19 protein-coding genes are annotated in these 22,650 nt (G+C 71.2%); 7 read left to right on the top strand and 12 right to left on the bottom strand.

Going from position 1 to position 22,650, the window contains the following annotated elements; all coding sequences use genetic code 11:
• The first annotated feature begins 2 nt into the window (after positions 1-2).
• Together ACIQ7M_RS01815 and ACIQ7M_RS01810 are read left to right on the top strand one after the other, a co-directional pair.
• Positions 3-1,394 (top strand): OFA family MFS transporter, encoded by a 1,392-nt coding sequence (locus ACIQ7M_RS01815; protein ID WP_403638689.1) that lies wholly within the window; start codon positions 3-5, stop codon positions 1,392-1,394.
• Complete coding sequence (locus tag ACIQ7M_RS01810; protein WP_403638687.1) at positions 1,391-2,797, top strand: OFA family MFS transporter; 1,407 nt, start codon at positions 1,391-1,393, stop codon at positions 2,795-2,797. The genes ACIQ7M_RS01815 and ACIQ7M_RS01810 overlap by 4 nt, the downstream gene beginning before the upstream one ends.
• A 177-nt stretch (positions 2,798-2,974) precedes the next feature.
• Here ACIQ7M_RS01810 and ACIQ7M_RS01805 read toward each other — a convergent pair whose 3' ends face one another.
• The 6 genes from ACIQ7M_RS01805 to ACIQ7M_RS01780 form a co-directional block, all read right to left on the bottom strand.
• Positions 2,975-3,979 (bottom strand): sugar phosphate isomerase/epimerase family protein, encoded by a 1,005-nt coding sequence (locus tag ACIQ7M_RS01805; protein WP_355767332.1) that lies wholly within the window; start codon positions 3,977-3,979, stop codon positions 2,975-2,977.
• Positions 3,980-3,991: 12 nt separating this feature from the next.
• Positions 3,992-5,203, bottom strand: a complete 1,212-nt coding sequence (locus tag ACIQ7M_RS01800) for a Gfo/Idh/MocA family protein (protein ID WP_403638685.1) — start codon at positions 5,201-5,203, stop codon at positions 3,992-3,994.
• 82 nt (positions 5,204-5,285) lie between these two features.
• Positions 5,286-6,335: a substrate-binding domain-containing protein gene (locus ACIQ7M_RS01795; protein WP_386988389.1), complete on the bottom strand. Its 1,050-nt coding sequence runs from the start codon at positions 6,333-6,335 to the stop codon at positions 5,286-5,288.
• A 20-nt stretch (positions 6,336-6,355) separates the two neighbouring features.
• Positions 6,356-7,375, bottom strand: a complete 1,020-nt coding sequence (locus ACIQ7M_RS01790) for an ABC transporter permease (protein ID WP_403638683.1) — start codon at positions 7,373-7,375, stop codon at positions 6,356-6,358.
• A complete protein-coding gene (locus ACIQ7M_RS01785) occupies positions 7,372-8,910 on the bottom strand; it encodes a sugar ABC transporter ATP-binding protein (RefSeq protein ID WP_403638681.1) in 1,539 nt (512 codons plus the stop codon). The genes ACIQ7M_RS01790 and ACIQ7M_RS01785 overlap by 4 nt, the downstream gene beginning before the upstream one ends.
• A 162-nt stretch (positions 8,911-9,072) precedes the next feature.
• The gene (locus ACIQ7M_RS01780) at positions 9,073-10,254 is read right to left on the bottom strand and encodes an ROK family transcriptional regulator (protein WP_355767358.1); all 1,182 of its coding nucleotides are present in this window, start codon (positions 10,252-10,254) and stop codon (positions 9,073-9,075) included.
• Between the two features lie 242 nt (positions 10,255-10,496).
• On the opposite strand from ACIQ7M_RS01780, the gene ACIQ7M_RS01775 reads away from it, so the two are divergent.
• Positions 10,497-11,861, top strand: a complete 1,365-nt coding sequence (locus ACIQ7M_RS01775; protein WP_403638679.1) for a low temperature requirement protein A — start codon at positions 10,497-10,499, stop codon at positions 11,859-11,861.
• A 111-nt stretch (positions 11,862-11,972) separates the two neighbouring features.
• Here the strand turns inward: ACIQ7M_RS01775 and ACIQ7M_RS01770 are convergent, their stop codons facing one another.
• The 4 genes from ACIQ7M_RS01770 to ACIQ7M_RS01755 form a co-directional block, all read right to left on the bottom strand.
• Positions 11,973-12,647: a GntR family transcriptional regulator gene (locus ACIQ7M_RS01770; protein WP_355767317.1), complete on the bottom strand. Its 675-nt coding sequence runs from the start codon at positions 12,645-12,647 to the stop codon at positions 11,973-11,975.
• Between the two features lie 230 nt (positions 12,648-12,877).
• Positions 12,878-13,825, bottom strand: a complete 948-nt coding sequence (locus ACIQ7M_RS01765; protein ID WP_355767314.1) for a beta-ketoacyl-ACP synthase III — start codon at positions 13,823-13,825, stop codon at positions 12,878-12,880.
• 136 nt (positions 13,826-13,961) lie between these two features.
• A complete protein-coding gene (locus ACIQ7M_RS01760) occupies positions 13,962-14,123 on the bottom strand; it encodes a hypothetical protein (protein WP_403638676.1) in 162 nt (53 codons plus the stop codon).
• Positions 14,092-15,423 carry an OFA family MFS transporter gene (locus ACIQ7M_RS01755; protein WP_403638674.1) on the bottom strand — a complete coding sequence of 444 codons (1,332 nt, stop codon included), beginning with the start codon at positions 15,421-15,423 and terminating at the stop codon, positions 14,092-14,094. Before ACIQ7M_RS01755 ends, ACIQ7M_RS01760 begins: the two co-directional genes overlap by 32 nt.
• Positions 15,424-15,711: 288 nt before the next feature.
• On the opposite strand from ACIQ7M_RS01755, the gene ACIQ7M_RS01750 reads away from it, so the two are divergent.
• Positions 15,712-16,683: a 2-dehydropantoate 2-reductase gene (locus ACIQ7M_RS01750; protein WP_403638672.1), complete on the top strand. Its 972-nt coding sequence runs from the start codon at positions 15,712-15,714 to the stop codon at positions 16,681-16,683.
• A gap of 192 nt (positions 16,684-16,875) precedes the next feature.
• On the top strand, positions 16,876-17,739 hold the full coding sequence (gene fdhD / locus ACIQ7M_RS01745) for a formate dehydrogenase accessory sulfurtransferase FdhD (protein ID WP_403638670.1): 864 nt from the start codon (positions 16,876-16,878) through the stop codon (positions 17,737-17,739).
• A 134-nt stretch (positions 17,740-17,873) separates the two neighbouring features.
• On the opposite strand, the gene ACIQ7M_RS01740 is transcribed toward fdhD, so the two are convergent.
• On the bottom strand, positions 17,874-18,416 hold the full coding sequence (locus ACIQ7M_RS01740) for an isochorismatase family protein (RefSeq protein WP_403638668.1): 543 nt from the start codon (positions 18,414-18,416) through the stop codon (positions 17,874-17,876).
• 233 nt (positions 18,417-18,649) lie between these two features.
• Between ACIQ7M_RS01740 and ACIQ7M_RS01735 the strand changes: the two genes are divergently transcribed.
• The gene (locus ACIQ7M_RS01735; RefSeq protein WP_403638666.1) at positions 18,650-20,521 is read left to right on the top strand and encodes an exo-alpha-sialidase; all 1,872 of its coding nucleotides are present in this window, start codon (positions 18,650-18,652) and stop codon (positions 20,519-20,521) included.
• Here ACIQ7M_RS01735 and ACIQ7M_RS01730 read toward each other — a convergent pair.
• The gene (locus ACIQ7M_RS01730; protein WP_403638664.1) at positions 20,518-21,633 is read right to left on the bottom strand and encodes a bile acid:sodium symporter family protein; all 1,116 of its coding nucleotides are present in this window, start codon (positions 21,631-21,633) and stop codon (positions 20,518-20,520) included. The genes ACIQ7M_RS01735 and ACIQ7M_RS01730 overlap by 4 nt on opposite strands.
• A gap of 144 nt (positions 21,634-21,777) precedes the next feature.
• On the opposite strand from ACIQ7M_RS01730, the gene ACIQ7M_RS01725 reads away from it, so the two are divergent.
• Entirely contained in the window at positions 21,778-22,650 is an 873-nt protein-coding gene (locus ACIQ7M_RS01725; protein ID WP_403638662.1) for a LysR substrate-binding domain-containing protein, read from the top strand.

The following is a 22,650-nucleotide window of genomic DNA, read 5'->3' as shown; positions in this document are numbered from 1 at the left end:
ACATGACAACCACCGGCTACTCGACATCGGTTCCACCCCGAGAGGTGAAGGACCGGAACGGACGCGTGTACCGCGTCGGCGAGACCGACATCGACATCATGGGCCGAAAACGCGCCTGGATGGTCTTCCTGCCCTGGGCGGGGATGCTGGGCATCAGCTCCGCCGAGTACGCGTTCACCTCGGCGGAGGACACCCTTCACGAGGCTCATCTGTGGAGCAGCGGACACATCTTCTGGCTGATGGGCGTCTGGATCTTCTTCCAGGCGGCCGTGGCCTTCCCGGCCGGGCAACTGCGCGAGAGCGGCAGGCTTCCCGCCCGTACGGCGATGCTGCTGGGCGCGCTCGGCACCCTGCTCGGCTATGTGTCCCTGGCGTTCGCGCCGCATGTGGCGGTCGCCTATCTCGGCTTCGGCATGTGCAGCGGCATCGGAGCGGGTCTCGTCTACGCGACCTGCGTGAACATGGTCGGCAAGTGGTATCCGGAGCGCAAGGGCGGCAAGACGGGCTTCGTCAACGGCGGTTTCGCCTACGGGTCCGTTCCCTTCGTCTTCCTGTTCACCTCGTACATGGACCTGGGCAACTACCGAGGCGTCCTGGTGGGCGTCGGCCTGGTCTGCTGCGCCCTGGTCGCGGTGGCCGGCTGGTTCTTCAAGGACCCGCCGAAGGGCTGGTGGCCGCCGGACGTCGACCCGCTGAAGGTGCCGGACGACCCGAAGATCCGGCGGGCGCTGGAGAAGAACCCGCCGGCCGTGAAGCAGTACACCCCGAGGGAGGCCGCGCGTACCCCTGTTCTGTGGATGATGTGGTTCTGTCTGCTGTGCACGGCCGGGATCAACATCTTCGGCATCGCGTTCCAGGTCCCGTTCGGCAAGGACATGGGCTTCGCGGGTGGGGTCGTGGCCACGGCGATGTCACTGAAGGCCATCGTCAACGGTACCGGACGCGGGGTCATCGGCTGGATATCCGACCGCGCCGGTCGGCGTCACACGCTGATCATCGTGTGTCTGGTGCTGGGTTCGGCCCAGTTCGGTGTGCTGGTCTCGGGCCAGATGGGCAGCATGCCGTTCTTCCTGTTCTGCTCCATGGTCTCCGGCTTCGGCGGCGGCGCGATCTTCCCGCTGTTCGCGGCCATGACGGCGGACTACTTCGGCGAGAACAACAACGCCTCCAACTACGGGATGGTCTACAGCTCGAAGCTGATCTCGGGCCTCGTGGGCTCCGGCATGGGCGCGGTCGTCGTCGGCGCGTGGGACTACCACGGTGCCTTCGTGCTCGCCGGGTCCATCGGTCTGGCGTCCGCCGTGCTGGCGCTGTTCCTCAAGGCACCGGGCCGGCCGGCGGCCCGGGGCATCGTCCCCAATCCGCACCCGCTCGGCGAGGAGATGGCGTCATGACGGCGGAACCCGTGGCGGCGAAGGACTCGCCGGACGAGCCCGGCGCCCAGGGGCGCGCGTACCGGGAACTCACGGACGCCCGGGGCCGTGTCTACCGGGTCGGCGAGACCGACCGGGACATCCTCGGTCACTCGCGCGCCCTCATGGTCTACCTCCCCTGGGTCGCCATGATGGCCATCAGTGTCTTCGAGTACGCGTACGGCTCGGCCGAGGACACCCTGTCCCACGCCCATGGCTGGACGCAGAGCAACACCTTCTGGATCCTGAGCGTCTGGGTGTTCTTCCAGGCCGGTATCGCCTTCCCGGCCGGCTGGCTGCGGGAGAGAGGCATCCTGACGGCTCGTCAGGCCATGTACGTGGGCTCGGTCATGTGCGCCGCCGGGTTCCTCGCCCTGTCGCATCTGGACGATGTCCTGCTGGCGATTCTGGGCTTCGGTGTCATCGGCGGTCTCGGGTCCGGTCTGGTGTACGCGACCTGCATCAACATGGTCGGCAAGTGGTACCCGGAGCGTCGTGGCGCGCGGACGGGATTCGTCAACGGCGGATTCGCCTATGGCTCCCTGCCGTTCATCTTCATCTTCAACTACGCCTTCGACACGGCCAATTACCACCGTGTGCTGGACCTGATCGGCGCCTACGTGATGATCGTGGTGCTGACCGCCGCGTTCTTCTTCAAGGACCCGCCGAAGAACTGGTGGCCCGCGGACGTCGACCCGCCGGCCCACGGCGGTGCCGGGAAGGGGGCCGCGAGCCTCTCGAAGAACCCTCCCGCAGTGAAGCAGTACACCCCCAAGGAGGCCATCAGGACCGGCATGCTCCCGCTGATGTGGATCGCGCTGGTGATGACCGCCGGTGTGTCGATCTTCGGGATCTCGTTCCAGGTCGACTTCGCCAAGGAGGTGGGCTTCGGCCCGCTGGTGGCGGCCTCGTCGATGGGGGTGATGGCGGTCATCAACGGTGTGGGCCGGGGTGTGGTGGGCTGGCTCTCCGACACCTGGGGGCGCAAGCGGACCCTGGTCTTCGTGATCGTGGTCCTCGGACTCGCGCAGTTCGGCGTGATCTGGGCCGGTGACATCCACAGCGAGGCGCTGTTCCTGTTCTTCGCCTTCCTCTCCGGATTCGGCGGTGGGGCGTTCTACCCGATGTTCGCGGCCCTGACCCCGGACTACTTCGGCGAGAACTACAACGCCACCAACTACGGGCTGGTGTACAGCGGAAAGCTGATCAGCGGTCTGTTCGGTGGCGGGCTCGGCTCGATGGTGGTCGCCGCCTGGGGCTACGACGGCGCGTACGCGCTGGCCGGCGGCATCTCCATGGTGGCGGCCGCGGTCGCGCTGCTGCTGCGGCAGCCGGGGCGCAGCGGCGCGGACGCCTCGGTGCCCCAGCCGCAGCCGGTGGGCTGAGCTTCCGCGGGCCCCGCGGGGAAGCGGCCCCCTTCGCCGTGTGGCGAGGAGGGCCGCTTCCGCGCAAGGGGCCGGGACCCCCGTACCCGGCCCCTTCCCCGTTCCCCCGCATCCCCCGCGTCCCCCGCGTCCCCCGCGTCCCCCGTGTCCCCCGCGTCCCCGCGCCCCCTTGCCCGGCTAGCCGTTGCCGCCGAACGCCGCGTCGAAGGACGCGGACGGGGGCTCGAAGTCGTACGTCCTGAGCCGGGCCAGGGCCTCGGGCGCGCCGTGGAGCCGGTCCATGCCGGCGTCCTCCCACTCGACCGAGACGGGCCCGGTGTAGCCGATGGAGCGCAGCATGCGGAAGACGTCCTCCCAGGGAACGTCGCCGTGGCCCGCGGAGACGAAGTCCCAGCCGCGGCGCGGGTCTCCCCAGGGCAGGTGGGAGCCGAGCCGGCCGTTGCGGCCGTCGAGGCGGGTGCGGGCCTCCTTGCAGTCGACGTGGTAGATGCGGTCGCGGAAGTCGTAGAGGAATCCGACGGGGTCGATGTCCTGCCAGACGAAGTGGGAGGGGTCGAAGTTGAGGCCGAAGGCGGGCCGGTGGCCGATCGCCTCCAGGGCCTTGTGCGTGGTCCAGTAGTCGTAGGCGATCTCGCTCGGATGGACCTCGTGCGCGAAGCGGACGCCCTCGGCGTCGAAGACGTCCAGGACGGGGTTCCAGCGGGTGGCGAAGTCCTCGTAGCCGCGCTCGATCATCGCCTCGGGGACGGGCGGGAACATGGCGACGAGGTGCCAGATCGCCGAGCCGGTGAATCCGATGACGGTGTCGACACCGAGGGCGGCAGCCGCGCGGGCGGTGTCGGCGATCTCGGCGGCGGCCCGCCGTCGGACGCCTTCGGGTTCGCCGTCGCCCCAGACGCGGGCGGGCAGGATCGCCAGATGGCGTTCGTCGATGATGGCGTCGCAGACGGCCTGGCCGACCAGATGGTTCGAGATCGCCAGGCACTTGAGGCCGTACTTGTCGAGGAGCGCGCGCCGGGACTCCACGTAGGAGGGGTCCCCGAGCGCCTTGTCGACCTCGAAGTGGTCTCCCCAGCAAGCGAGTTCGAGTCCGTCGTAGCCGAAGTCACGGGCCAGTCGGCAGACCTCCTCGAGGGGCAGGTCGGCCCACTGGCCGGTGAAGAGCGTGAAGTCGCGCGGCATTTCGGGGCCTCCTCAGACCGCTACGGGGGTGTACGTGGAGTTCTTCCCGGCGCTCTCCTCGACGGCGGCGAGGACGCGCTGGACCTGGAGTCCGTCCGCGAAGGACGGCGTGGGGGGCCGCCCGTCCGCGATGGCTCGCACGAAGTCGCGGGCCTGGTGCGTGAAGGTGTGCTCGTAGCCGAGGCCGTGTCCCGGCGGCCACCAGGCGTCGAGGTAGGGATGGTCGGGCTCCGTGACGAGGATGCGCCGGAAGCCCGCGTGGGCGGCGGGTTCGGTGTGGTCGTGGTAGGCGAGTTCGTTGAGCCGTTCCAGGTCGAAGGCCAACGAGCCGCGCTCGCCGTTGAGTTCGATGCGCAGGGAGTTTTTGCGTCCGGCGGCGAAGCGGGAGGCCTCGAAGGAGGCGAGGGCGCCGGAGGCGAAGCGGGCGGTGAACAGGGCGGCGTCGTCGACGGTGACGGCGTCCGAACGGGAGCCTCGTGCGGGCCCGGTGGCCGACAGGCCGCGGGACGTCCGCGCGGGCAGGGGCCGTCGGCGTACGAAGGTCTCGGTGAGCGCGGAGACCCCGCCGAGCGGCTCCCCCGCCAGGTACTGCGCGAGGTCGACGATGTGGGCCCCGAGGTCGCCGAGGGCGCCCGAACCCGCCTTCTCCTTGCGGAGCCGCCAGGTGAGCGGGAACTCGGGGTCGGTGAGCCAGTCCTGGAGGTACGTCACCCGGACGTGCCGCAGGGTTCCGAGGCGACCCTCGGCCACCATCGAGCGGGCGAGCGCGGTGGCGGGGAGGCGGCGGTAGTTGAAGCCCACCATGGACATCTGACCGCGTCCGGCCGCCTCGGCCGCGGCCGCCGCCATCGTCTCCGCCTCCTTGACGGTGTTGGCGAGCGGCTTCTCGCACAGCACGTGCTTGCCGGCGGCCAGCGCGGCGACGGCGATCTCGGCGTGGCTGTCACCGGGGGTGCAGATGTCGACGACGTCGACGTCGTCCCGGGTGATCAGCGCGCGCCAGTCGGTCTCGGCGGCCGCCCAGCCGTGCCGGCCGGCCATCGCGCGTACGGCCTGTTCGTCGCGGCCGCAGACGGCGGCGAGGACCGGGCTGCGCGGCAGGTCGAAGACGCGGCCCACGGTGCGCCAGCCCTGTGAGTGGGCGGCGCCCATGAACGCGTAACCGACCATGCCCACGCCCAGGGGCGGTTTCGCGGTCTCGTCGCCCTGGTCCGGCTGTCCCATGCGGGGGTCCTCCTCGTCGTCGTGGCGCGGTGGGGGTGGGGCCCGGTCCCGCCGGACCGGGCCCCTTCGGCGGTGGTTCGCATCACCGGAAGCCGGTGGCCATGTACTGCTGGACGTTGTCCTTGTCGACGACGGCCGAGTAGAGCGTGAGCGAGGCGGGGATCTCGAACTCGGCGAGCCCGCTGATCCCCTTGCCCTGGCCGAGGGTCCGGGCGAGGTCGATCGCGGAGGCGGCCATGGTCGGCGGGTACAGGACGGTGGCCTTCAGGACGCTGTTGTCGGCGTCGATGGCCTGGAAGGCGGAGAGCGCTCCGGCTCCGCCGACCATGAGGAAGCCGTCGCGGCCGGCCTGCTTGATGGCCCGCAGCGCCCCCACGCCCTGGTCGTCGTCGTGGTTCCACAGCGCGTCGAACTCCGGCTGGGCCTGGAGGAGCTGGGACATCTTGGCCTGGCCGGACTCGACGGTGAACTCGGCCGCCTGGCGGGCGACCTTCGTGATGTTCGGGTAGTTCTTCAGAGCGGCGTCGAAGCCCTGGGTGCGCTGCTTGGTGAGTTCCAGGTTGTCGAGTCCCGCGAGCTCGATGACCTTGGCGTTCTTCTTGTCCTTGAGTTTCTCGCCGATGTAGTGACCGGCGCTGAGGCCCATGCCGTAGTTGTCGCCGCCGATCCAGCAGCGGTACGCCTGGGGCGAGTTGAAGATGCGGTCGAGGTTGACGACCGGGATGCCCGCGCGCATCGCCTTGAGGCCGACCTGGGTCAGCGCCTTGCCGTCGGCGGGCAGCACGACCAGGACGTCGACCTTCTTGTTGATCAGGGTCTCGATCTGGCCGATCTGTGCCGCCGTGTCGTTCGAGCCCTCGGTGATCTCCAGGGTCACGTCCTTGTACTTCCCGGCACGGCTCTTGGCGTTGTCGTTGATGGCGTTGAGCCAGCCGTGGTCGGCCTGGGGGCCGGCGAAGCCGATGGTGACGTGCTTGCCGGGCTTGTCGTCGGCGGCCGGGCCGGAGTTCGCGGCGGGGTTCGCGTCCTTGGTGTCGTTGCTGGTGCAGCCGGTGAGGAGGGCGCCGGCCGAGACGGCGGCGGTCCCGAGGAGCAGTCCTCTGCGGCTGGTCGGGCTCGTTGGTACTGGCATGGCGGTGGACCCTTCCCGTGTCAGGTCGTGCTTGCTGTGCGCCGCTGGACCAGGACCGCGGCGACGATGATCGCGCCCTTGGCGATCTGCTGGACGTCGCTCTGGAGGTTGTTCAGCGCGAAGATGTCGGTGATCGTCGTGAAGATCAGCACGCCGAGCACCGAACCGGTGATGGTGCCGCGGCCCCCGCTGAGCAGGGTGCCGCCGATGATCGCCGCCGCGATGGCGTCGAGCTCGTAGAGGTTGCCGTTGGTGTTCTGTCCGGAGCCGGACAGGATGACCAGCAGGAACGCGGCGATGCCGCAGCACAGTCCGGAGAGCAGATAGAGGTACAGCCGCTGACGTCGTACGTCGATGCCGGCGAGCCGGGCCGCCTCCGCGTTGCCTCCGACGGCGACCGTGCGCCGGCCGAAGGTGGTGCGGTTCAGCACCAGCCAGCCGATGACGGTGACGACGGTGAAGACCAGGACGAGCGGCGGGACGCCGAGGACGTAGGAGTCGCGTTCGCCGAGCTTCAGGATTCCGTCCACGGTGACGATCTGGGTCCGGCCGTCGGTGATCTGGAGGGCCAGTCCGCGGGCCGAGGCGAGCATGGCGAGCGTCGCGATGAAGGGGACCATCCCCCCGTACGCGACGAGCAGCCCGTTGACCAGGCCGCAGCCGAGACCGACGAGGACCGCGGTGACGAGGATGCCCGTGAAGCCGTACTCCTGGGTGGCGACCGTCGTCGCCCAGACCGAGGAGAGGGCGACGATCGCGCCGACCGACAGATCGATGCCCCCGGAGGTGATGACGAAGGTCATGCCGACGGTGACGACGCCGATCACCGAGGCCTGGGTGAGGACGAGTTGGAGGTTGCGGGTGTCGAGGAACTCGTCGGGCCGGGTGACGCCGCCGATGACGACGAGGACGGCGAGCACGCCGAGGAGCGAGAGCGTGCGGACGTCGGCACGGGCCACCACGGTGCGCCACGGGGAGAGTTCACCCGTGGCGGGCGCCTTGCCGGTGCCGTCCCGGGGCGGGGACACGAACTGCGTCATGACGCCGGACTCCCTTCACTGGCCACGGGGCCTCCTTCCAGCACGAGATCGAGTACGCGGTGTTCGTCGAGGTCCCGGGCGGGCGCCGTGTGCACGACCCGGCCCTCGCGCAGCACCAGGACGCGGTCGGCGAGTCCGAGCACCTCGGGGACCTCACTGGAGACCAGGAGGACGGCGAGACCCTCGTCGGCGAGCCTGCGGATCACCGCGTACAGCTCGGCGCGCGCCCCGACGTCGACACCGCGGGTGGGCTCGTCGAGGAGCAGGACGCGGCAGCCGCGCAGCAGCCAGCGCGCCAGTACCGCCTTCTGCTGGTTGCCGCCGGACAGGGTCCTGACCGGGAGGGCGGGATCGTCGGGGCGCAGGGAGAGCTCGCGGGTGGCGGCCCGCGCCGCCCCGCGTTCGGCCCGCCGGTCGATCCAGCCCCCGTGCGCGTAGCGGGACATGGAGGAGACGGAGACATTGCGGGTGACCGACTCCAGCATCAGCAGGGCCTGTGCCTTGCGTTCCTCGGGCGCCAGTCCGAGGCCGGCGCGCACCGCGGCACGGACGCTGCCGGTGCGCAGGGGCTTCCCGTCGACGCTGATCCGGCCGGTGGTCGGCCTGCGCGCTCCGTAGATCGTCTCCAGGATCTCGGAGCGGCCGGAGCCGACCAGTCCGGCCAGTCCGACGATCTCGCCCGGTCGCACGTCGAGATCGAGCGGGGCGAACTCCCCCTGACGGGACAGTCCTTGGACCGAGAGCACCGGCTCGCCCGGGGGCCTGGCGCGGGGCCGGTCGGGGAAGACGTACTCGACGGTGCGCCCCGTCATGAGGGAGACCACGTCGCGCGTCGGGGTCGATCCGGCGGGCAGGCCGCCCGCGACCGCGCGTCCGTCCTTCAGGACCGTGACCCGGTCGCCGATGCGGCGGATCTCCTCCAGGCGGTGCGAGATGTAGACGACGGCGACGCCGTCCGAGGTCAGTTGGGCGACGATGCGGAAGAGGTTGCCGACCTCGTCGGGGTCGAGCGCGGCGGACGGCTCGTCCATGACGATGAGCCGCACGTCGTGGGACAGCGCCCGCGCCATGGAGACGATCTGCCGCTGGGCGGAGGAGAGTTCACCGACGAGCCGGGCCGGGTCGATCTCCGGGTGGCCGAGCCGCCGGAGCAGCAGGGCGGTCGCCGTCCTGGCGGCCCTGCCCCTGACGACGAACCCGGCGGTGGTGGGTTCGTGTCCCAGGTGGACGTTCTCGGCGACCGACAGGCCCTCCACCAGGTCGAGTTCCTGGTAGATGGTGGCGATGCCGAGGCGCATGGCGGCGATCGGCGACTTGAGGGTGACGGGCTCGCCGCGCCAGGCGATGGTGCCGCCGTCGGGCTGGTGGGCACCGGACAGGACCTTGATGAGCGTGGACTTCCCGGCGCCGTTCTGGCCGAGCAGACAGTGCACCTCGCCGGCCTCGACGTCGAGGTCGACGCCGTCGAGGGCCCGGACTCCGGGGAACGACTTGGTGATGCCGGACATGGTGAGCAGCGGTGGTTCTGGTGCCATGACGGTTCCCTCGGGCAGGCGTGCGGGCCGGTTGCCGGGCGGTGCGCGTACGGGCGGGGGTGTTTCGGGCACGGGGCGGCCGGTGGCGGCGCCGGTGGGTCCGATTCCTGGAGACGGCTGGTGCGGGCGCGAAGCGGTGGGGCGCGAGCGCGACGAGGTGGCTTACGCGGGCGAGAACAGGTGGTCGCTGATCAGCCGGGCTCCGCCGATGACTCCGGCGGCCGGGCCGAGCTCCCCGAGGACGATGGGCAGATTGCCGGTCGCGAGCGGCAGCGACTGGCGGTAGACCTGGGTGCGGATCGTGGCGAGCAGGGTGTGGCCGAGACCGGTCACCCCGCCGCCGATCACCACGAGGGAGGGATTGAAGAAGCTGACGAGCGCCGCGATGACCTGGCCGGTGCGGTTGCCGCCCTCCCGGATCAGATCGAGCGCGGTGGCGTCGCCCGCCGCGGCGGCCGCGGCGACGTCGACGGCGCTCAGCGCGCCGTTCGCCGCCAGCCGTGTGGCGAGTTCGGCCGAGCGGCCCTGCTGGGCCGCCTCCACGGCGTCGCGCGCGAGCGCGGCACCGCTGAAGTGTGCCTCCAGGCAGCCCCGGTTGCCGCAGGCGCACGGGCGCCCGTCGGGCACGGCCTGGATGTGCCCGATGTCGCCCGCGCTGCCCGTCGCACCGCGGTGGACCTCTCCGCCGACGACGATGCCGCAGCCGATTCCGGTGCCGATCTTGACGCAGAGGAAGTCGCCCACGGAGCGTGCGACGCCCGCGTGCTGTTCCCCCATGGCCATCAGGTTCACGTCGTTGTCGACCATGACCGGACAGCCGAGTTCCTGGCCGAGTGCCTCACGGACCGGGAAGCCGTCCCAGCCCGGCATGATCGGCGGGGCGACCGGGACCCCCTCGGGGAAGCGGACGGGACCCGGAACGCCGATCCCCGCCCCGTCGAACCCCTCCGCGATCCCCGAGGCCCTCAACTTGGCGGCCATGGACAGCACTTGCTCGGAGACCGCGACCGGGCCCTCGCGTACGTCCATGGGCTGGTTGAGGTGTCCGAGGATCTCCAGCTCGGCGTTGGTGACGGCCACGTCGACCGACGTCGCGCCGATGTCGACGCCCAGGAACCGCAGCGCCGGCGAGAGCCGGATGTTGTGGGAGCGGCGGCCGCCCCGCGAGGCGGCGAGTCCGTCGGCCACCACGAGGCCGGTCTCGAGGAGCCGGTCCACCTCGACGGCCAGTTTCGACCGGGAGAGGTCGACGCGATCGCCGAGCTGGGCCCGGGAGTTGGGACCGCCGTCGCGCAACAGCCGCAGCAGCCGGGCCTGGTGGGCGTTCGCGGGTCGCGCCGTCATACGTCTCACGAACCCCTCCCGCCTCGGCCGGCACCTGATGCGGTCAGGTTCCGGCCACCGTCATCGGTCGCGCTTTCGAGGGGAACGTAGCAGTGGCTGCCGGGAGTTGGAAGAAGTAGTGCGGGGATTGCAGCAGACTTTCTCCACTCCCAGGACAAAGAGAGATCCGAGGGCGAGGACCCCGGCCCCGCGGCCGGACGGCCGCATACGATCTGCGCAGACCATCTGTCGCGGGGGGACACATGAACAGGGCAGGGGACGGTCCGGGGCACACGCCGGTGGCCGAGGCGGAGAGTTCGGCGGCACGGGGGACCTCGCGGTCGGCGGGCGGGGCCGGGCAGTCGGCGGACGAGACCACGCGGTCGGCGGGCGGGATCGCGCAGTCGGCGGGCGGGGCCGTGCAGTCGGCGGGTGACGAGGCGGGGCGGCGCGTCAGCACGCTGGAGCTCTTCTTCGACCTCGTCTTCGTCTTCACCCTCACCCAGCTCACCGTGCTGCTCGCCGCCGATCTGTCGTTCGCGACGGCGGCCCGCGTCGCGCTGATCTTCGTGGTGTTGTTCTGGATGTACGGCGCGTACGCGTATCTCACCAACCAGGTTCCGCCCGACCGGCCTTCACGGCGGATCCTGCTGTTGCTCGGCATGGGCGCGTTCCTGGTGTGCGCGCTGGCCATCCCGCGCGCCTTCGACGACGGCGGTGTGGTGTTCGGCCTGGGCTTCCTGGCCGTCGTCCTCGTGCACAGCGCGCTCTACACCCGCAGCCACGGCCGTGACGTCGTCTGGTACGCGGTGCCGAACGCGCTCGCCGCGCTGGCCGTCACGGCGGCGGGGCTGTTCGACGGCCCGCGCGCCGACGGTCTGTGGCTGCTGGCTCTGGTCCTGCAGTTCGTCACGCCGTTCTTCGCCGAACACGGGGCCAGGCGCCGGGGCGGGCGGGACGCCGCGGTGCTGCGCGCGCAGTTGGGGGCGCTCGACCCGGCCCACTTCGTCGAGCGGCACGGGCTGCTGCTCATCGTCGCGTTCGGCGAGTCCGTCATCGCGATCGGCATCGGGATCGGGAGCCGGCCGCTCACCGTGGATCTGTTCGTCGGCGCCTTCCTCGCGCTCGCGCTGGCCGGCGCCCTGTGGTGGACGTACTTCGTACGCGACGAGCACGGGGCGGAGGCCGTGTTCACGGCGACACCGCCGGACCGCCGCTGGCGCCTGGCGATGAACGCGTACTACTACGCCTTCCTGCCCATGCTGCTCGGCATCGCCTACTGCGCGGCCGGGGTGAAGAAGACGCTCGGCCATCTCACCGAGCAGTCCGCCACCGGGCCCGCGCTGACGCTCGCGGGCGGGGTCGCGCTGTTCCTCGCCGGGGACGTGGCGTTCCGTTCGGTGCTGCGGCTGTGGCCGGTGACGTTCCGCGCGGTCGCGGTACCCGTCGCGGCGGCCACGGCCCTGCTCGGCATCCGGTTCTCGGCGGTCGTCGAACTGCTGGCGCTGGTGGGGGTGCTGGTGGTGATGCTCGGCGCGGAGGCCCGCTGGTCACCCTCCCGCCCCGGCGCCCGGACCGTGACGGCGCCCACCGAAGAACGACCGACGGAGAAGGTATCCACCGCCTGACCGACGTCGGCATCCACCGCCCGACCGACCGAGACGGCATCCGTCGGCAGACGAACGGGGACGGCACCCGACGAACCTCGTCCAGAGACCGCGGCGGCGTCCCCCGGCCTGCTACTTCTCGCGGTCGTGGTACATCTGCCGCGTGTGCTCGGTGTGCGCGCGCATGACCGCGGTGGCCCGCTGTCCGTCGCGCTCCGCTATCGCGGCGATCAATTCGCGGTGCTCGATCCAGGACTGCCGCCCGCGCTGCCGGGCCACCGGCGTGTAGTACCAGCGGACCCGGCGGTCGACCTGCGCCGCGAGTTCGGCGAGGACCGCGTTGCCGGCGAGTTCCATGATCTTGGCGTGCAGCCGTGCGTTCGTCGCGACCGCGGCGTCGACGTCGTCGGCGGCGACCGCCCGTTCACCCTCGGTGCACAGGTCCTCGAGGGCGCTGATGGCCGCCGGACCCGCGTTGGCGGCGGCGAGCCGGGCCGCCTCGGCCTCCAGGAGCGTACGGACGGTGAGGAGCTGGTCGGCCTCCGACTCGGTCGGCTCGTGCACGAACGCGCCCTGGGCGGGCCGGAGATCGACCCATCCCTCCGTGCTCAGCCGTTGCAGGGCCTCCCGCACGGGCTGCCGTGACACTCCGAGATGACCCGCGAGTTCGCTCTCGACCAGGTGCTGGCCCGGTCGCAGGGCGCGGGTGGTGATGAGTTCGAGCAGCGCTTCGTAGACACGGTCTCGGAGCGGGCCGGGGCGTTCGAGCTTGGGTACCGCTCCCTGAGGCAGGCCTGTCGACAACATCACGGTCCCTCCCTGGGCAGCGTCGTCGCCGCGATAAGGAAAGTCGATTATCAATTGTCTTTCGCCTACAGTCTACGGCGCACAAACGCGCCACAGACACGGGAGTTGGGCTTGTCACACCCGGGGACGCGGGCACCGGACGGACGGCTCGGTCCCCCTCACGGGCAGCTCCGCCTCACGGGCAGCTCCGCCTCACGGACGGCTCCACCCCGTGAACGGCTCGGGCCGCCTCACGGGCAGCGGACGACCTGCCCCGCGTAGGAGAGGTTGCCGCCGAAGCCGAACAGCAGGACGGGATCGCCGGTGGAGATCTCGCCGCGCTCGACCAACTTGGAGAAGGCGAGCGGGATGCTCGCGGCCGAGGTGTTCCCGGAGTCGACCACATCGCGCGCGACGACCGCGTTGACCGCGCCGATCTTCAGGGCGAGCGGCTCGATGATGCGCAGGTTGGCCTGGTGAAGGACGACCCCGGCGAGGTCCTCGGGCGTGAGACCGGCGCGCTCGCAGGCCTTCCGGGCGATCGGCGGGAGCTGGGTGGTGGCCCAGCGGTAGACGCTCTGCCCCTCCTGCGCGAACCGCGAGGGGGTGCCCTCGATGCGCACCGCGTGCCCCATCTCGGGGACCGAACCCCACAGCACCGGCCCGATGCCGGGCTCCTCGTCCGCCGGGCAGGCCTCGACCACGGCGGCCCCCGCGCCGTCCCCGACGAGGACGCACGTGGTGCGGTCGGTCCAGTCCGTCACGTCGGTCATCTTGTCGGCGCCGATGACGAGCGCCCGGGTCGCGGCACCGGCGCGCACGGTGTGGTCGGCGGTGGCGAGGGCGTGGGTGAACCCGGCGCAGACGACGTTGACGTCCATCGCGGCCGGCGAGGGGATGCCGAGGCGGGCGGCGACCCGGGCGGCCATGTTCGGCGACCGGTCGACGGCCGTGGAGGTGGCGACGAGGACGAGGTCGATGTCGCCGGGCGTCAGACCGGCCGAGGCGAGCGCCTTGGCTGCGGCGTGCGCGGCCAGCTCGTCGACCGGTTCGTCGGGCCCGGCGACATGGCGGGTCCGGATGCCCACACGGCTCCGGATCCACTCGTCACTGGTGTCGACCATGCCCGCCAGATCCTCGTTGGTGAGTACCTTGGCGGGCTGATAATGGCCGACGGCGGCGATCCGTGTGCCGTTCATGGGTGGTCCCCCTCGTGCTTCGGGTAGCGGGATCCACCAGTCTGATCAGTGACTCGCGGGTACGACGGCAGGTGAAGCCACAGGATTGCGCCGCCAGGCTTGTCGGCTTCTGTCAGACCTTGGGACGCCCGAACACCTACCCCGAGAACAGTTGAGTGGCCTTCTGCACGAGCTCGTAGACGCCGTAGCACAGGGGCGCGCCCACCCACAGCCAGGCGAGGGCGGTCAGTGCCGGCCGGCCGGGCGGGCCCGGGACACCGGCGTCGTCAGGCGGACTCGGGGTGCTGTCGTGCGACATCGGCGGCCTCCCTGGGCGCGGGGATGTGATGGCGGGCGTGCACGGGGCGTACGAACTCGTTGGCGACGAAACCGACGGCGAGCAGCCCGATCATGATCAGGAACGACAGTCCGTACAGGGACGAGCCGTGTTTGCCCGCCGCCTCCTGGTGGTCGGCGATCCGGTTCACGATCAGCGGCCCGAGGACGCCGGCGGTGGACCAGGCGGTGAGCAGCCGTCCGTGGATGGCACCGACCTGGTACGTGCCGAACAGGTCCTTCAGATAGGCCGGGACCGTGGCGAAGCCTCCGCCGTAGAAGGAGAGGATCACCAGCGCGCTCAGGACGAACAGCGGTTTGGAGGAGTCCCCGAACCACGCGATGAGGGCGTACATGAGGGCGCCGACCCCGAGGTAGACCCGGTAGATGTTCTTGCGCCCGATCAGGTCGGAGGTCGAGGACCAGCCGATCCGGCCGGCCATGTTGGCGGCGGAGAGCAGGGCGACGAATCCGGCGGCGGCCGAGACGGTGACCGGGGTGGAGCTGTCCGCGAAGAAGTCCGTGATCATCGGGGCGGCCTTCTCCAGGATGCCTATCCCGGCGGTGACGTTCATGCACAGAACGACCCACAGCAGCCAGAACTGCGGGGTGCGGACGGCGGCGCGGGCGGAGACCTGGACCCCGTCGAGCGCGCTCGGCCCGGACGCGGTGGGCGTCTCGCCGCGCGGGACGCGCACGAGCAGCACGCCGAGCATCATGAACACGGCGTACGAAAGACCGTGCACGAGGAAGGCGACCGCGATCCCGGAGGCGTCGGAACCGAACGACTTCAGCATCTGGGCGGACCAGGGGGAGGCGATCAGCGCGCCGCCGCCGAAGCCCATGATCGCGATGCCGGTGGCCATTCCGGGCCGGTCGGGGAACCACTTGATCAATGTGGAGACCGGTGAGATGTAGCCGATGCCGAGGCCCGTGCCGCCGACGAAGCCGTAGCCGAGGACGATCAGCCAGTACTGCTCGGTGGCCGCGCCGAGCGCGGAGATGAGGAAGCCGGAGGAGAAGCAGACGAGGGCGACGGTCATGGCCCAGCGCGGGCCGTTGCGCTCGACGAGCGTGCCGCCGAACGCGGCCGACAGGCCGAGCATCACGATGGCGAGCTGGAAGGGCAGCGCGCTCTGGGTTCCGCTGAGACCGAGCGCGGATTCGAGCGGCGGCTTGAAGACGCTCCAGGCGTAGGCCTGGCCGATGGAGAGATGGACCGACAGGGCGGCCGGCGGGACGAGCCAGCGGCTCCAACCGGGGGGTGCGACGGGAGGGCTCATGATCCGGGACGATAGGAAGCGGTTGTCCGGCTGTGAAGCGGGGGGACGCGAACTCGTCGACCGTATGCGGTGAGCGGTATCCCTGGCGCGACGAACGGTCACCGGGCCGGGCCGTGGGAGTCGCGGTCTCGGCGCCGGTGCGATCGACGCACCGGGGGCGTGGCCCCGGTTCCGCGGCAGCCGGTCCTGCCCGCACCCTTGTCGGCCTCCATTCCATCCTGTAGACAATATTTCGTCGACAGAGTTCGGCAGTTCCTCGGTACCCTCGACCGAACGGAGCGCCACACAGTGAGAGTCGCAGTTCTCGGCGCCGGTGCGATCGGCGCCTATGTCGGCGCCGCTCTGCACCGCGCGGGCGCCGACGTGCATCTCGTGGCCCGTGGACCGCATCTCGCGGCCATGAGGCGGCACGGCGTCCACGTCCTCAGTCCACGCGGGGACTTCACCGCGCGGGCCCACGCCACCGACGACCCGGCCGAGATCGGACCGGTCGACTACGTCTTCCTCGGCCTGAAGGCCAACTCGTACGCGGCGTGCGGGCCGCTGATCGAGCCCCTGCTGCACGACACGACGGCGGTCGTCGCCGCCCAGAACGGCATTCCCTGGTGGTACTTCCACCGGCACGGCGGCCCCTTCGACGGCCACCGGGTGGAGAGCGTGGACCCGGGCGGCGCGGTCGGCGCGGTCCTGGCCCCGGAGCGGGCGGTCGGATGCGTCGTGTACGCCGCGACCGAGCTGGCGGGACCGGGTGTCGTCCGCCATCTCGAAGGCACCCGGTTCTCCGTCGGAGAGCCCGACCGGTCCGTCTCGTCGCGCTGCCGGGCGTTCAGCGACGCCATGCGGGAGGGCGGGCTGAAATGCCCGGTCGAACCGGACCTGCGCAACGACATCTGGCTCAAGCTGCTCGGCAACATCTCCTTCAACCCCATCAGCGCGCTGGCCCGCGCCACGATGCGGCAGATGTGTCTGCACGGCGGGACGCGCAGGGTCATCGAGATCATGATGACCGAGACGCTGGCCGTCGCCCGGGCACTCGGCTGCGAGGTGGGGGTGTCCATCGAGCGGCGCCTCGCGGGTGCCGAGCGGGTCGGCGACCACCGCACCTCCACACTCCAGGACCTGGAGCGCGGCAAACCGCTGGAACTCGACGTGCTGCTGGCGGCCGTCGTGGAACTCGCGGAGATCACCGGGGTGCCGGTCCCGACGCTGCGCACCGTGTACGCCATCTCGGATCTGCTCGCGCTGCGGACTGCGGCGTGAGGTGCCGAGGCGGACGGCGGCGGGAGCGGGCCGCCCGCCCGGCGAGGCGGCCCGCGGCCCGCTCCACGGGTGCAGGACAATGAGAACGTGAAGGTCGCCCCCACGGCACGCCCGGGGTGACCCGAACGCCAACCGGCGATCGCGAGGGCCGATCCGGCCGGCCGAACGCATGGAAGCGGGACTGATCAGGACATGGGACGAGTCACGGAACGACGCAAGGTGATCCGCGTCCGGGACGGAGCCGTGAGCTCCCGACCGGACACGCTCGTCGCCGAGGAGCCACTGGAGATCCGGCTCGACGGCAAGCCGCTGGCGATCACCATGCGCACCCCGGGCGACGACTTCGCGCTGGCCGCGGGGTTCCTGGTCAGCGAAGGGGTGCTGGGGCGTGCCGACGAGCTCCAGAACATCGTGTACTGCGCGGGAGCCACGGAGGACGGCTCCAACACGTACAACGTGGTCGACGTGCGGACGGCGCCCGGTGTCGTCGTCCCCGACATCACGCTCGAACGCAATGTGTACACGACGTCCTCGTGCGGCCTGTGCGGCAAGGCGAGTCTGGACGCGGTCCGTACGACGGCGCGCTGGACCATCGACGACACGGAGGGCGGCACCACTCCCCCGGTGCGGCTGGAGCCCGACCTGCTCGCGAGCCTCCCCGACCGGCTGCGCGCGGCCCAGCGGGTCTTCGACCGTACCGGGGGTCTGCACGCGGCGGCCCTGTTCACCGAGGAGGGTGAGCTGGTCGACATACGCGAGGACGTGGGCCGGCACAACGCGGTCGACAAGCTGGTCGGCCGCGCTCTCCAGAACGGCACGCTCCCGCTCTCCCGGACGGTCCTGCTGGTCTCCGGCCGGGCGTCCTTCGAGCTGGCGCAGAAGGCGGTGATGGCGGGCATCCCGGTGCTGGCGGCCGTCTCCGCTCCGTCGTCCCTGGCCGTCGACCTGGCGGCGGAGACCGGCCTGACCCTGATCGGCTTCCTACGCGGCGCCAACATGAACGTGTACGCGGGCGAGCACCGCATCACCCTGCGGGCCGCGGCCGGCCGGGGCTGACAGCGGCTCCCCGCGGCACGGCGGCGGGGCCCCGGACGGCGGGGAGCGCCCCCTGCGCCGGAGGGGCCCCGCCTCGGTCGCGGACGCCCATCACCACCGCCACCAGACGTGACGGGCTTCGCCCGTGCCCGGATTCAGCGAACCGAGAAGCGCACCTCACCCGCGGTCACGACCGTGCCGAGGCGCGGGAAGTCCAGCCGGACGGAGGCGTCGTGCTCGGAGGCGGTGAAAGCGGCCATCGCGTCCTCGACGAAGACGAGGTCGTAGCCGAGGTCGCCGGCGGCGCGCGCGGTCGACTCGACCCCGAGGTTGGTGGCGATCCCGCCGAACACCAGGGTGGAGACGCCGTGTTCGCGCAGCCGCTCGTCGAGTCCGGTGCCCTGGAACCCGCCGATGGTCCGCTTCACGATCTCCAGGTCACCTTCCGCGACGAGCCCGGCGACCAGTCCGCTTCCGGGCGGCTGCTCCGCGACTCCGGACCGCTCGACCCGGATGAGCACGACGAGCGCGCCCGCCTCCCGGAAGGATTCCGCCAACTCCTCGGCGGTGGCGAAAACTTCGGTCCCCTTGTTCGGTTCCAGGGGCAACGCCACGATGCGCTCCATCAGATCGACGAGCACGAGTGCGGTGCGCGCCGGGTCGAGGGCGAGACGGGGTTCGGTTTCGGGTGCGGTCATGACGGAACGTTAGCCCGCATCAGCCGTCCGTACCGGAAATCCGGATCGACAAGCCCGTGAACTGCTCCTCGCCTGGTGGTCACACACGCTCGAAATTCTGGCGTGAACACGACCGGTGCCTGCTCCTTGTGGGGTGCCTGAGGGCCCAAGTAGCCTCTGCGGCGCGAACGTTGGACGTGGGATGTCCTTGGAATCCGGATTGCCCAGCCGCCGTACGAAGGGCAGGTCGCACCATGCCGTCACGCCTCGCCACCCGTCTCAGATCCCTCGCGGCCGCGCTCCTCGGCATCGCCGCGCTGATCGTGCTCCCGGGCACGGCGCGAGCCGAACCCGCCCCGGTCGCACCCGCGTTCGAGCAACAGGTGCTGTTCAAGGCCTCACAGGATCCGGGCTACGCCTGCTTCCGCATCCCCTCCGTCGTCCGGACGACCAGGGGAACGCTGCTGGCGTTCGCCGAGGGACGCGTCCTCAACTGCGGTGACGCGGCGGACATAGACATCGTGGTGAAGCGCTCCGGCGACGGCGGCCGCACCTGGAGCCCGCTCCAGGTCGTCAACGAGGGGAACGGGGACACCCACGGCAACCCCACCCCGGTCGTGAACCGCGAGACCGGCCGCATCGTGCTTGCGGAGACCTACAACACGGGTCGTACGGACAGCGCGAGCTGCTCGGTTCCCTGCGACCGCACCCCGCATCTCCAGTACAGCGACGACGACGGTCTGAGCTGGTCGCAGCCGCGCGACCTCAGCTCGGAGATCCTGCCCGCGAACTGGAACTCCTGGTACGCCACCGGTCCGGTCCACGGCGTCCAGCTCACCCGCGGCCGGCACGCGGGCCGGCTCGTGTTCGCCGTCAACACCGAGACCTGGGACGGCGGCCGGGTCACCGCCAACAACGCCGCGCTCATCACCAGCGACGACGGCGGCGACCACTGGGACATCGGGGCGAGCGACTCCTGGCCGATCGCGGCCGACGGCACCTTCCGGCAGAAGCCGTCCGAGATGACCCTCACCGAGCGGACCGACGGATCGCTCCTGATCAGCGGCCGGGAGCAGGACGGGACCGACCTCGGCCACCGCACCCAGGCGATCAGCCGGGACGGCGGCGACAGCTTCGTGTCGCCCTTCCGTGACGTCCCGGACCTCTACGCGCCCCAGGTACAGGGCTCGACGCTGCGCTTCGGGGACCGGATCCTGCTCTCCTGCCCCGCCGACCCGGACCGCCGCCGCACCATGACCGTCCGCTCCTCCTACGACGGCGGACGCACCTGGGACAGCGTGGACCGCGGGACGGTCGTCACCACCGACTGGTCGGGCTACTCCGACCTGGTGGGTGTCGACGGCACCACCGTGGGCCTGCTGTACGAGGGCGGCGCGGTCGACGCGCGCGACGAGATCCGCTTCGCCCGCTTCACCGAGGACTGGCTCCGGCCGCGCCGGGGCCCGGACCCGACGACAGCGGACCTCGCTCCGCTCACCCGGCGGGCGGCGGTCCTCGGCGGCCCGGTCGAGACCGCCGGCGTACTCGGGGGCGGGCTGGAGTTCGACGGCACCGACGACGCCGTACGACTGCCCTATCAGGACCGGCTGCCGCTGGGGACGAAGGACTTCACGGCGTCCCTGTGGTTCCGCTACACGGCCACCGGTGGTGAGCAGCCCCTGCTGTGGATGGGCGGGATCGGTACGAGCCAGCCGCAGGTGTGGCTGCGCGGGGAGCCCGCGTCCAACCGGATCACCGGGCTCATCACCACCAGGAACGGAGCATCGGCCCCGGCCACGGCGTTCGTGCGCACCACGAGCTCCTACAACGACGGCCAGTGGCACCATCTCGCGCTGCGCCGCGGCGGGGGCCTGCTCACCCTCTTCCTCGACGGGACGACCGTCAGCACGGCGGACGTGCCCGGATCGGTGAGCCGGAACTCGCCGTTCGGCGTGCACATCGGCCAGCGGATGGACAGCCGGGCCTTCTTCACCGGGGCGATCGACGACGTGCGGGTCTACGACCGCGCGCTGAGCGACGACGAGCTGTCAGCGCCGCCCTCGCGGAAGGTGACCCGGGACACCGTCCTGTGGCTTCCCCTGGACCGGGTCGCCAAGGACGGTTAGCGTCCCGCCGTCGCGGCCGGGGAGACCCGGGGCCCGGCGGAGCGGGCCGGGCCGGCGGCCCGGCCCGCTCCTTCGGCCGTACCTCCCGTGCCCGCCGCGCCCCCACTGCCGGACGGCCGGTCCGGGCCGGGGCGGCCGCTCGCCTCCGGATCACGGGCCCGGCGTTTGGCGATCACCGCGCACACCATGAGCTGCATCTGGTGGAAGAGCATCAGCGGGAGCACGGCGAGGGAGGCGTGCGCGCCGAACAGGACACCGGCCATGGGCAGACCCGAGGCCAGCGACTTCTTGGACCCGGCGAACTGGATGGCGATCCGGTCCTCGCGGTCGAAGCGCAGGGCCTTCGCGCCGTACCAGGTCAGCAGGAGCATGACGCCGAGCAGCAGCGCCTCGACGACGAGGAGCCCCGCCAGCCGGGCGACGCCGACCTGGCTCCAGACGCCCTGCACCATGCCCTCGCTGAACGCGGTGTACACGACGAGCAGGATGGATCCGCGGTCGACGAGGCCGAGGACCTTCTTGTGGCGGGTGATGAAGCCGCCGATCCACGGGCGCAGCAGTTGCCCGGCCAGGAACGGCACCAGCAGTTGCAGCACGATCTTGACGAGCGAGTCCGTGGAGAAGCCGCCGCCGCTGCCGCCGAGGAGGAGCGCGGCGAGCAGCGGGGTGATGACGATGCCGGCGAGGGAGGAGAAGGAGCCCGCGCAGATGGCGGCGGGCACGTTGCCGCGGGCGATCGAGGTGAAGGCGATCGACGACTGGATGGTCGAGGGGACGAGCGTGAGGAAGAGGAGGCCGGTGTAGAGGTCGTGGGTCAGGAAGGCCGGCTCCAGGCCGCGGGCGGCGAGGCCGAGCAGCGGGAACGCCACGAAGGTGCAGATCAGGACCGTACCGTGCAGCCGCCAGTGGGTGAGGCCGTCCATCGCCTCACGGGTGGACAGGCGTGCGCCGTACAGGAAGAAGAGGAAGGCGATGGCCGCCGTGGTCGCGCCGGAGGCGACGTCCGCCGCCGTTCCGCTCGCCGGGAACAGGGCGGCGAGGCCCACGGTCCCGAGCAGCAGCAGGATGTAGGGGTCGACCGGCATCCAGCTCGGCCACGGCAGGCGTTTCACGGTGCTCCACTGCTCGGTTGCTCGGTTCGGTGCGGGTGATCGCCGTCGGCGGATCGTGCCCTCTCCATCGTCCTCTCCCGGGCCGCGATCGGGAATCCGTCATACCGCTCTGACTGTCATCACGTATCGCGATAACGTGGGGCCGTGTACGACCCTTCCCAGCTCCGTACGTTCCTGGCGGTGGCCCAGACGCTGAGCTTCACGCGGGCCGCCAGGCGGCTGGGGGTGCGCCAGTCCACGGTCAGCCAGCATGTGCGCCGGCTGGAGGACGCCGCCGGGCGGCAGTTCTTCTCCCGTGACACCCACTCCGTCGAGCTCACCGAGGACGGTGAGGCGATGCTCGGGTTCGCGCGGCGGATTTTGGAAGTGCAGGAACAGGCGACGGCGTTCTTCACGGGTACCCGGCTGCGGGGCCGGCTGCGCTTCGGCGCGTCCGAGGACTTCGTGCTGACCCGGCTGCCGGAGATCCTGGAGGGGTTCCGCACCGACCACCCCGAGGTGGACCTGGAGCTGACGGTGGAGCTGTCCGGCACGCTCCACGAACAGCTCGCCGCCGGGCATCTCGATCTGGTGCTGGCGAAACGGCGGCCCGAGGATCCACGCGGGGAACTCGTCTGGCACGACCGCCTCGTGTGGATCGGCGCCCAGCGGCTGCGGCTCGACCCGGACCGCCCGGTCCCGCTGATCGTCTACCCGCCCCCGGGCATCACCCGCGCGCTCGCCCTGGAGGCGCTGGAGCGCCAGGGGCGGCCGTGGCGCGTCGCCTGTACCAGCGGCAGCCTCAACGGCCTGATCGCGGCGGCCCGCGCGGGTCTCGGTGTGATGGCCCACTCGCGGGGGCTGGTGCCGCCCGGCCTGGTCCGGGTGCCGGAGCGGGCGGGGCTGCCGGAGCTCGGCGAGGTCGACTTCGTGCTGGTGCACGGCCGTCGGCGGCCGTCCGCGCAGGACGCCGCGGACGCGCTCGCGGCGGCGATCCTCGCGGGCGGGGACCGGCTGCACCGGGGGCAGCGGAGCTAG

Source organism: Streptomyces sp. NPDC096324, assembly GCF_044763015.1.
GTDB lineage: Bacteria > Actinomycetota > Actinomycetes > Streptomycetales > Streptomycetaceae > Streptomyces.
Note: the sequence above shows the minus strand (reverse complement) of the source record. Positions and strands in the feature narration are given on the sequence as shown.

Bases quoted from the DNA above. Each gene is read 5' to 3' on its own strand.
- ACIQ7M_RS01815 (WP_403638689.1), top strand. From the start codon at position 3: ATGACAACCACCGGCTACTCGACATCGGTTCCACCCCGAGAGGTGAAG.
- ACIQ7M_RS01810 (WP_403638687.1), top strand. From the start codon at position 1,391: ATGACGGCGGAACCCGTGGCGGCGAAGGACTCGCCGGACGAGCCCGGC.
- ACIQ7M_RS01805 (WP_355767332.1), bottom strand. From the start codon at position 3,979: ATGCCGCGCGACTTCACGCTCTTCACCGGCCAGTGGGCCGACCTGCCC.
- ACIQ7M_RS01800 (WP_403638685.1), bottom strand. From the start codon at position 5,203: ATGGGACAGCCGGACCAGGGCGACGAGACCGCGAAACCGCCCCTGGGC.
- ACIQ7M_RS01795 (WP_386988389.1), bottom strand. From the start codon at position 6,335: ATGCCAGTACCAACGAGCCCGACCAGCCGCAGAGGACTGCTCCTCGGG.
- ACIQ7M_RS01790 (WP_403638683.1), bottom strand. From the start codon at position 7,375: ATGACGCAGTTCGTGTCCCCGCCCCGGGACGGCACCGGCAAGGCGCCC.
- ACIQ7M_RS01785 (WP_403638681.1), bottom strand. From the start codon at position 8,910: ATGGCACCAGAACCACCGCTGCTCACCATGTCCGGCATCACCAAGTCG.
- ACIQ7M_RS01780 (WP_355767358.1), bottom strand. From the start codon at position 10,254: ATGACGGCGCGACCCGCGAACGCCCACCAGGCCCGGCTGCTGCGGCTG.
- ACIQ7M_RS01775 (WP_403638679.1), top strand. From the start codon at position 10,497: ATGAACAGGGCAGGGGACGGTCCGGGGCACACGCCGGTGGCCGAGGCG.
- ACIQ7M_RS01770 (WP_355767317.1), bottom strand. From the start codon at position 12,647: ATGTTGTCGACAGGCCTGCCTCAGGGAGCGGTACCCAAGCTCGAACGC.
- ACIQ7M_RS01765 (WP_355767314.1), bottom strand. From the start codon at position 13,825: ATGAACGGCACACGGATCGCCGCCGTCGGCCATTATCAGCCCGCCAAG.
- ACIQ7M_RS01760 (WP_403638676.1), bottom strand. From the start codon at position 14,123: ATGTCGCACGACAGCACCCCGAGTCCGCCTGACGACGCCGGTGTCCCG.
- ACIQ7M_RS01755 (WP_403638674.1), bottom strand. From the start codon at position 15,423: ATGAGCCCTCCCGTCGCACCCCCCGGTTGGAGCCGCTGGCTCGTCCCG.
- fdhD (WP_403638670.1), top strand. From the start codon at position 16,876: ATGGGACGAGTCACGGAACGACGCAAGGTGATCCGCGTCCGGGACGGA.
- ACIQ7M_RS01740 (WP_403638668.1), bottom strand. From the start codon at position 18,416: ATGACCGCACCCGAAACCGAACCCCGTCTCGCCCTCGACCCGGCGCGC.
- ACIQ7M_RS01735 (WP_403638666.1), top strand. From the start codon at position 18,650: ATGCCGTCACGCCTCGCCACCCGTCTCAGATCCCTCGCGGCCGCGCTC.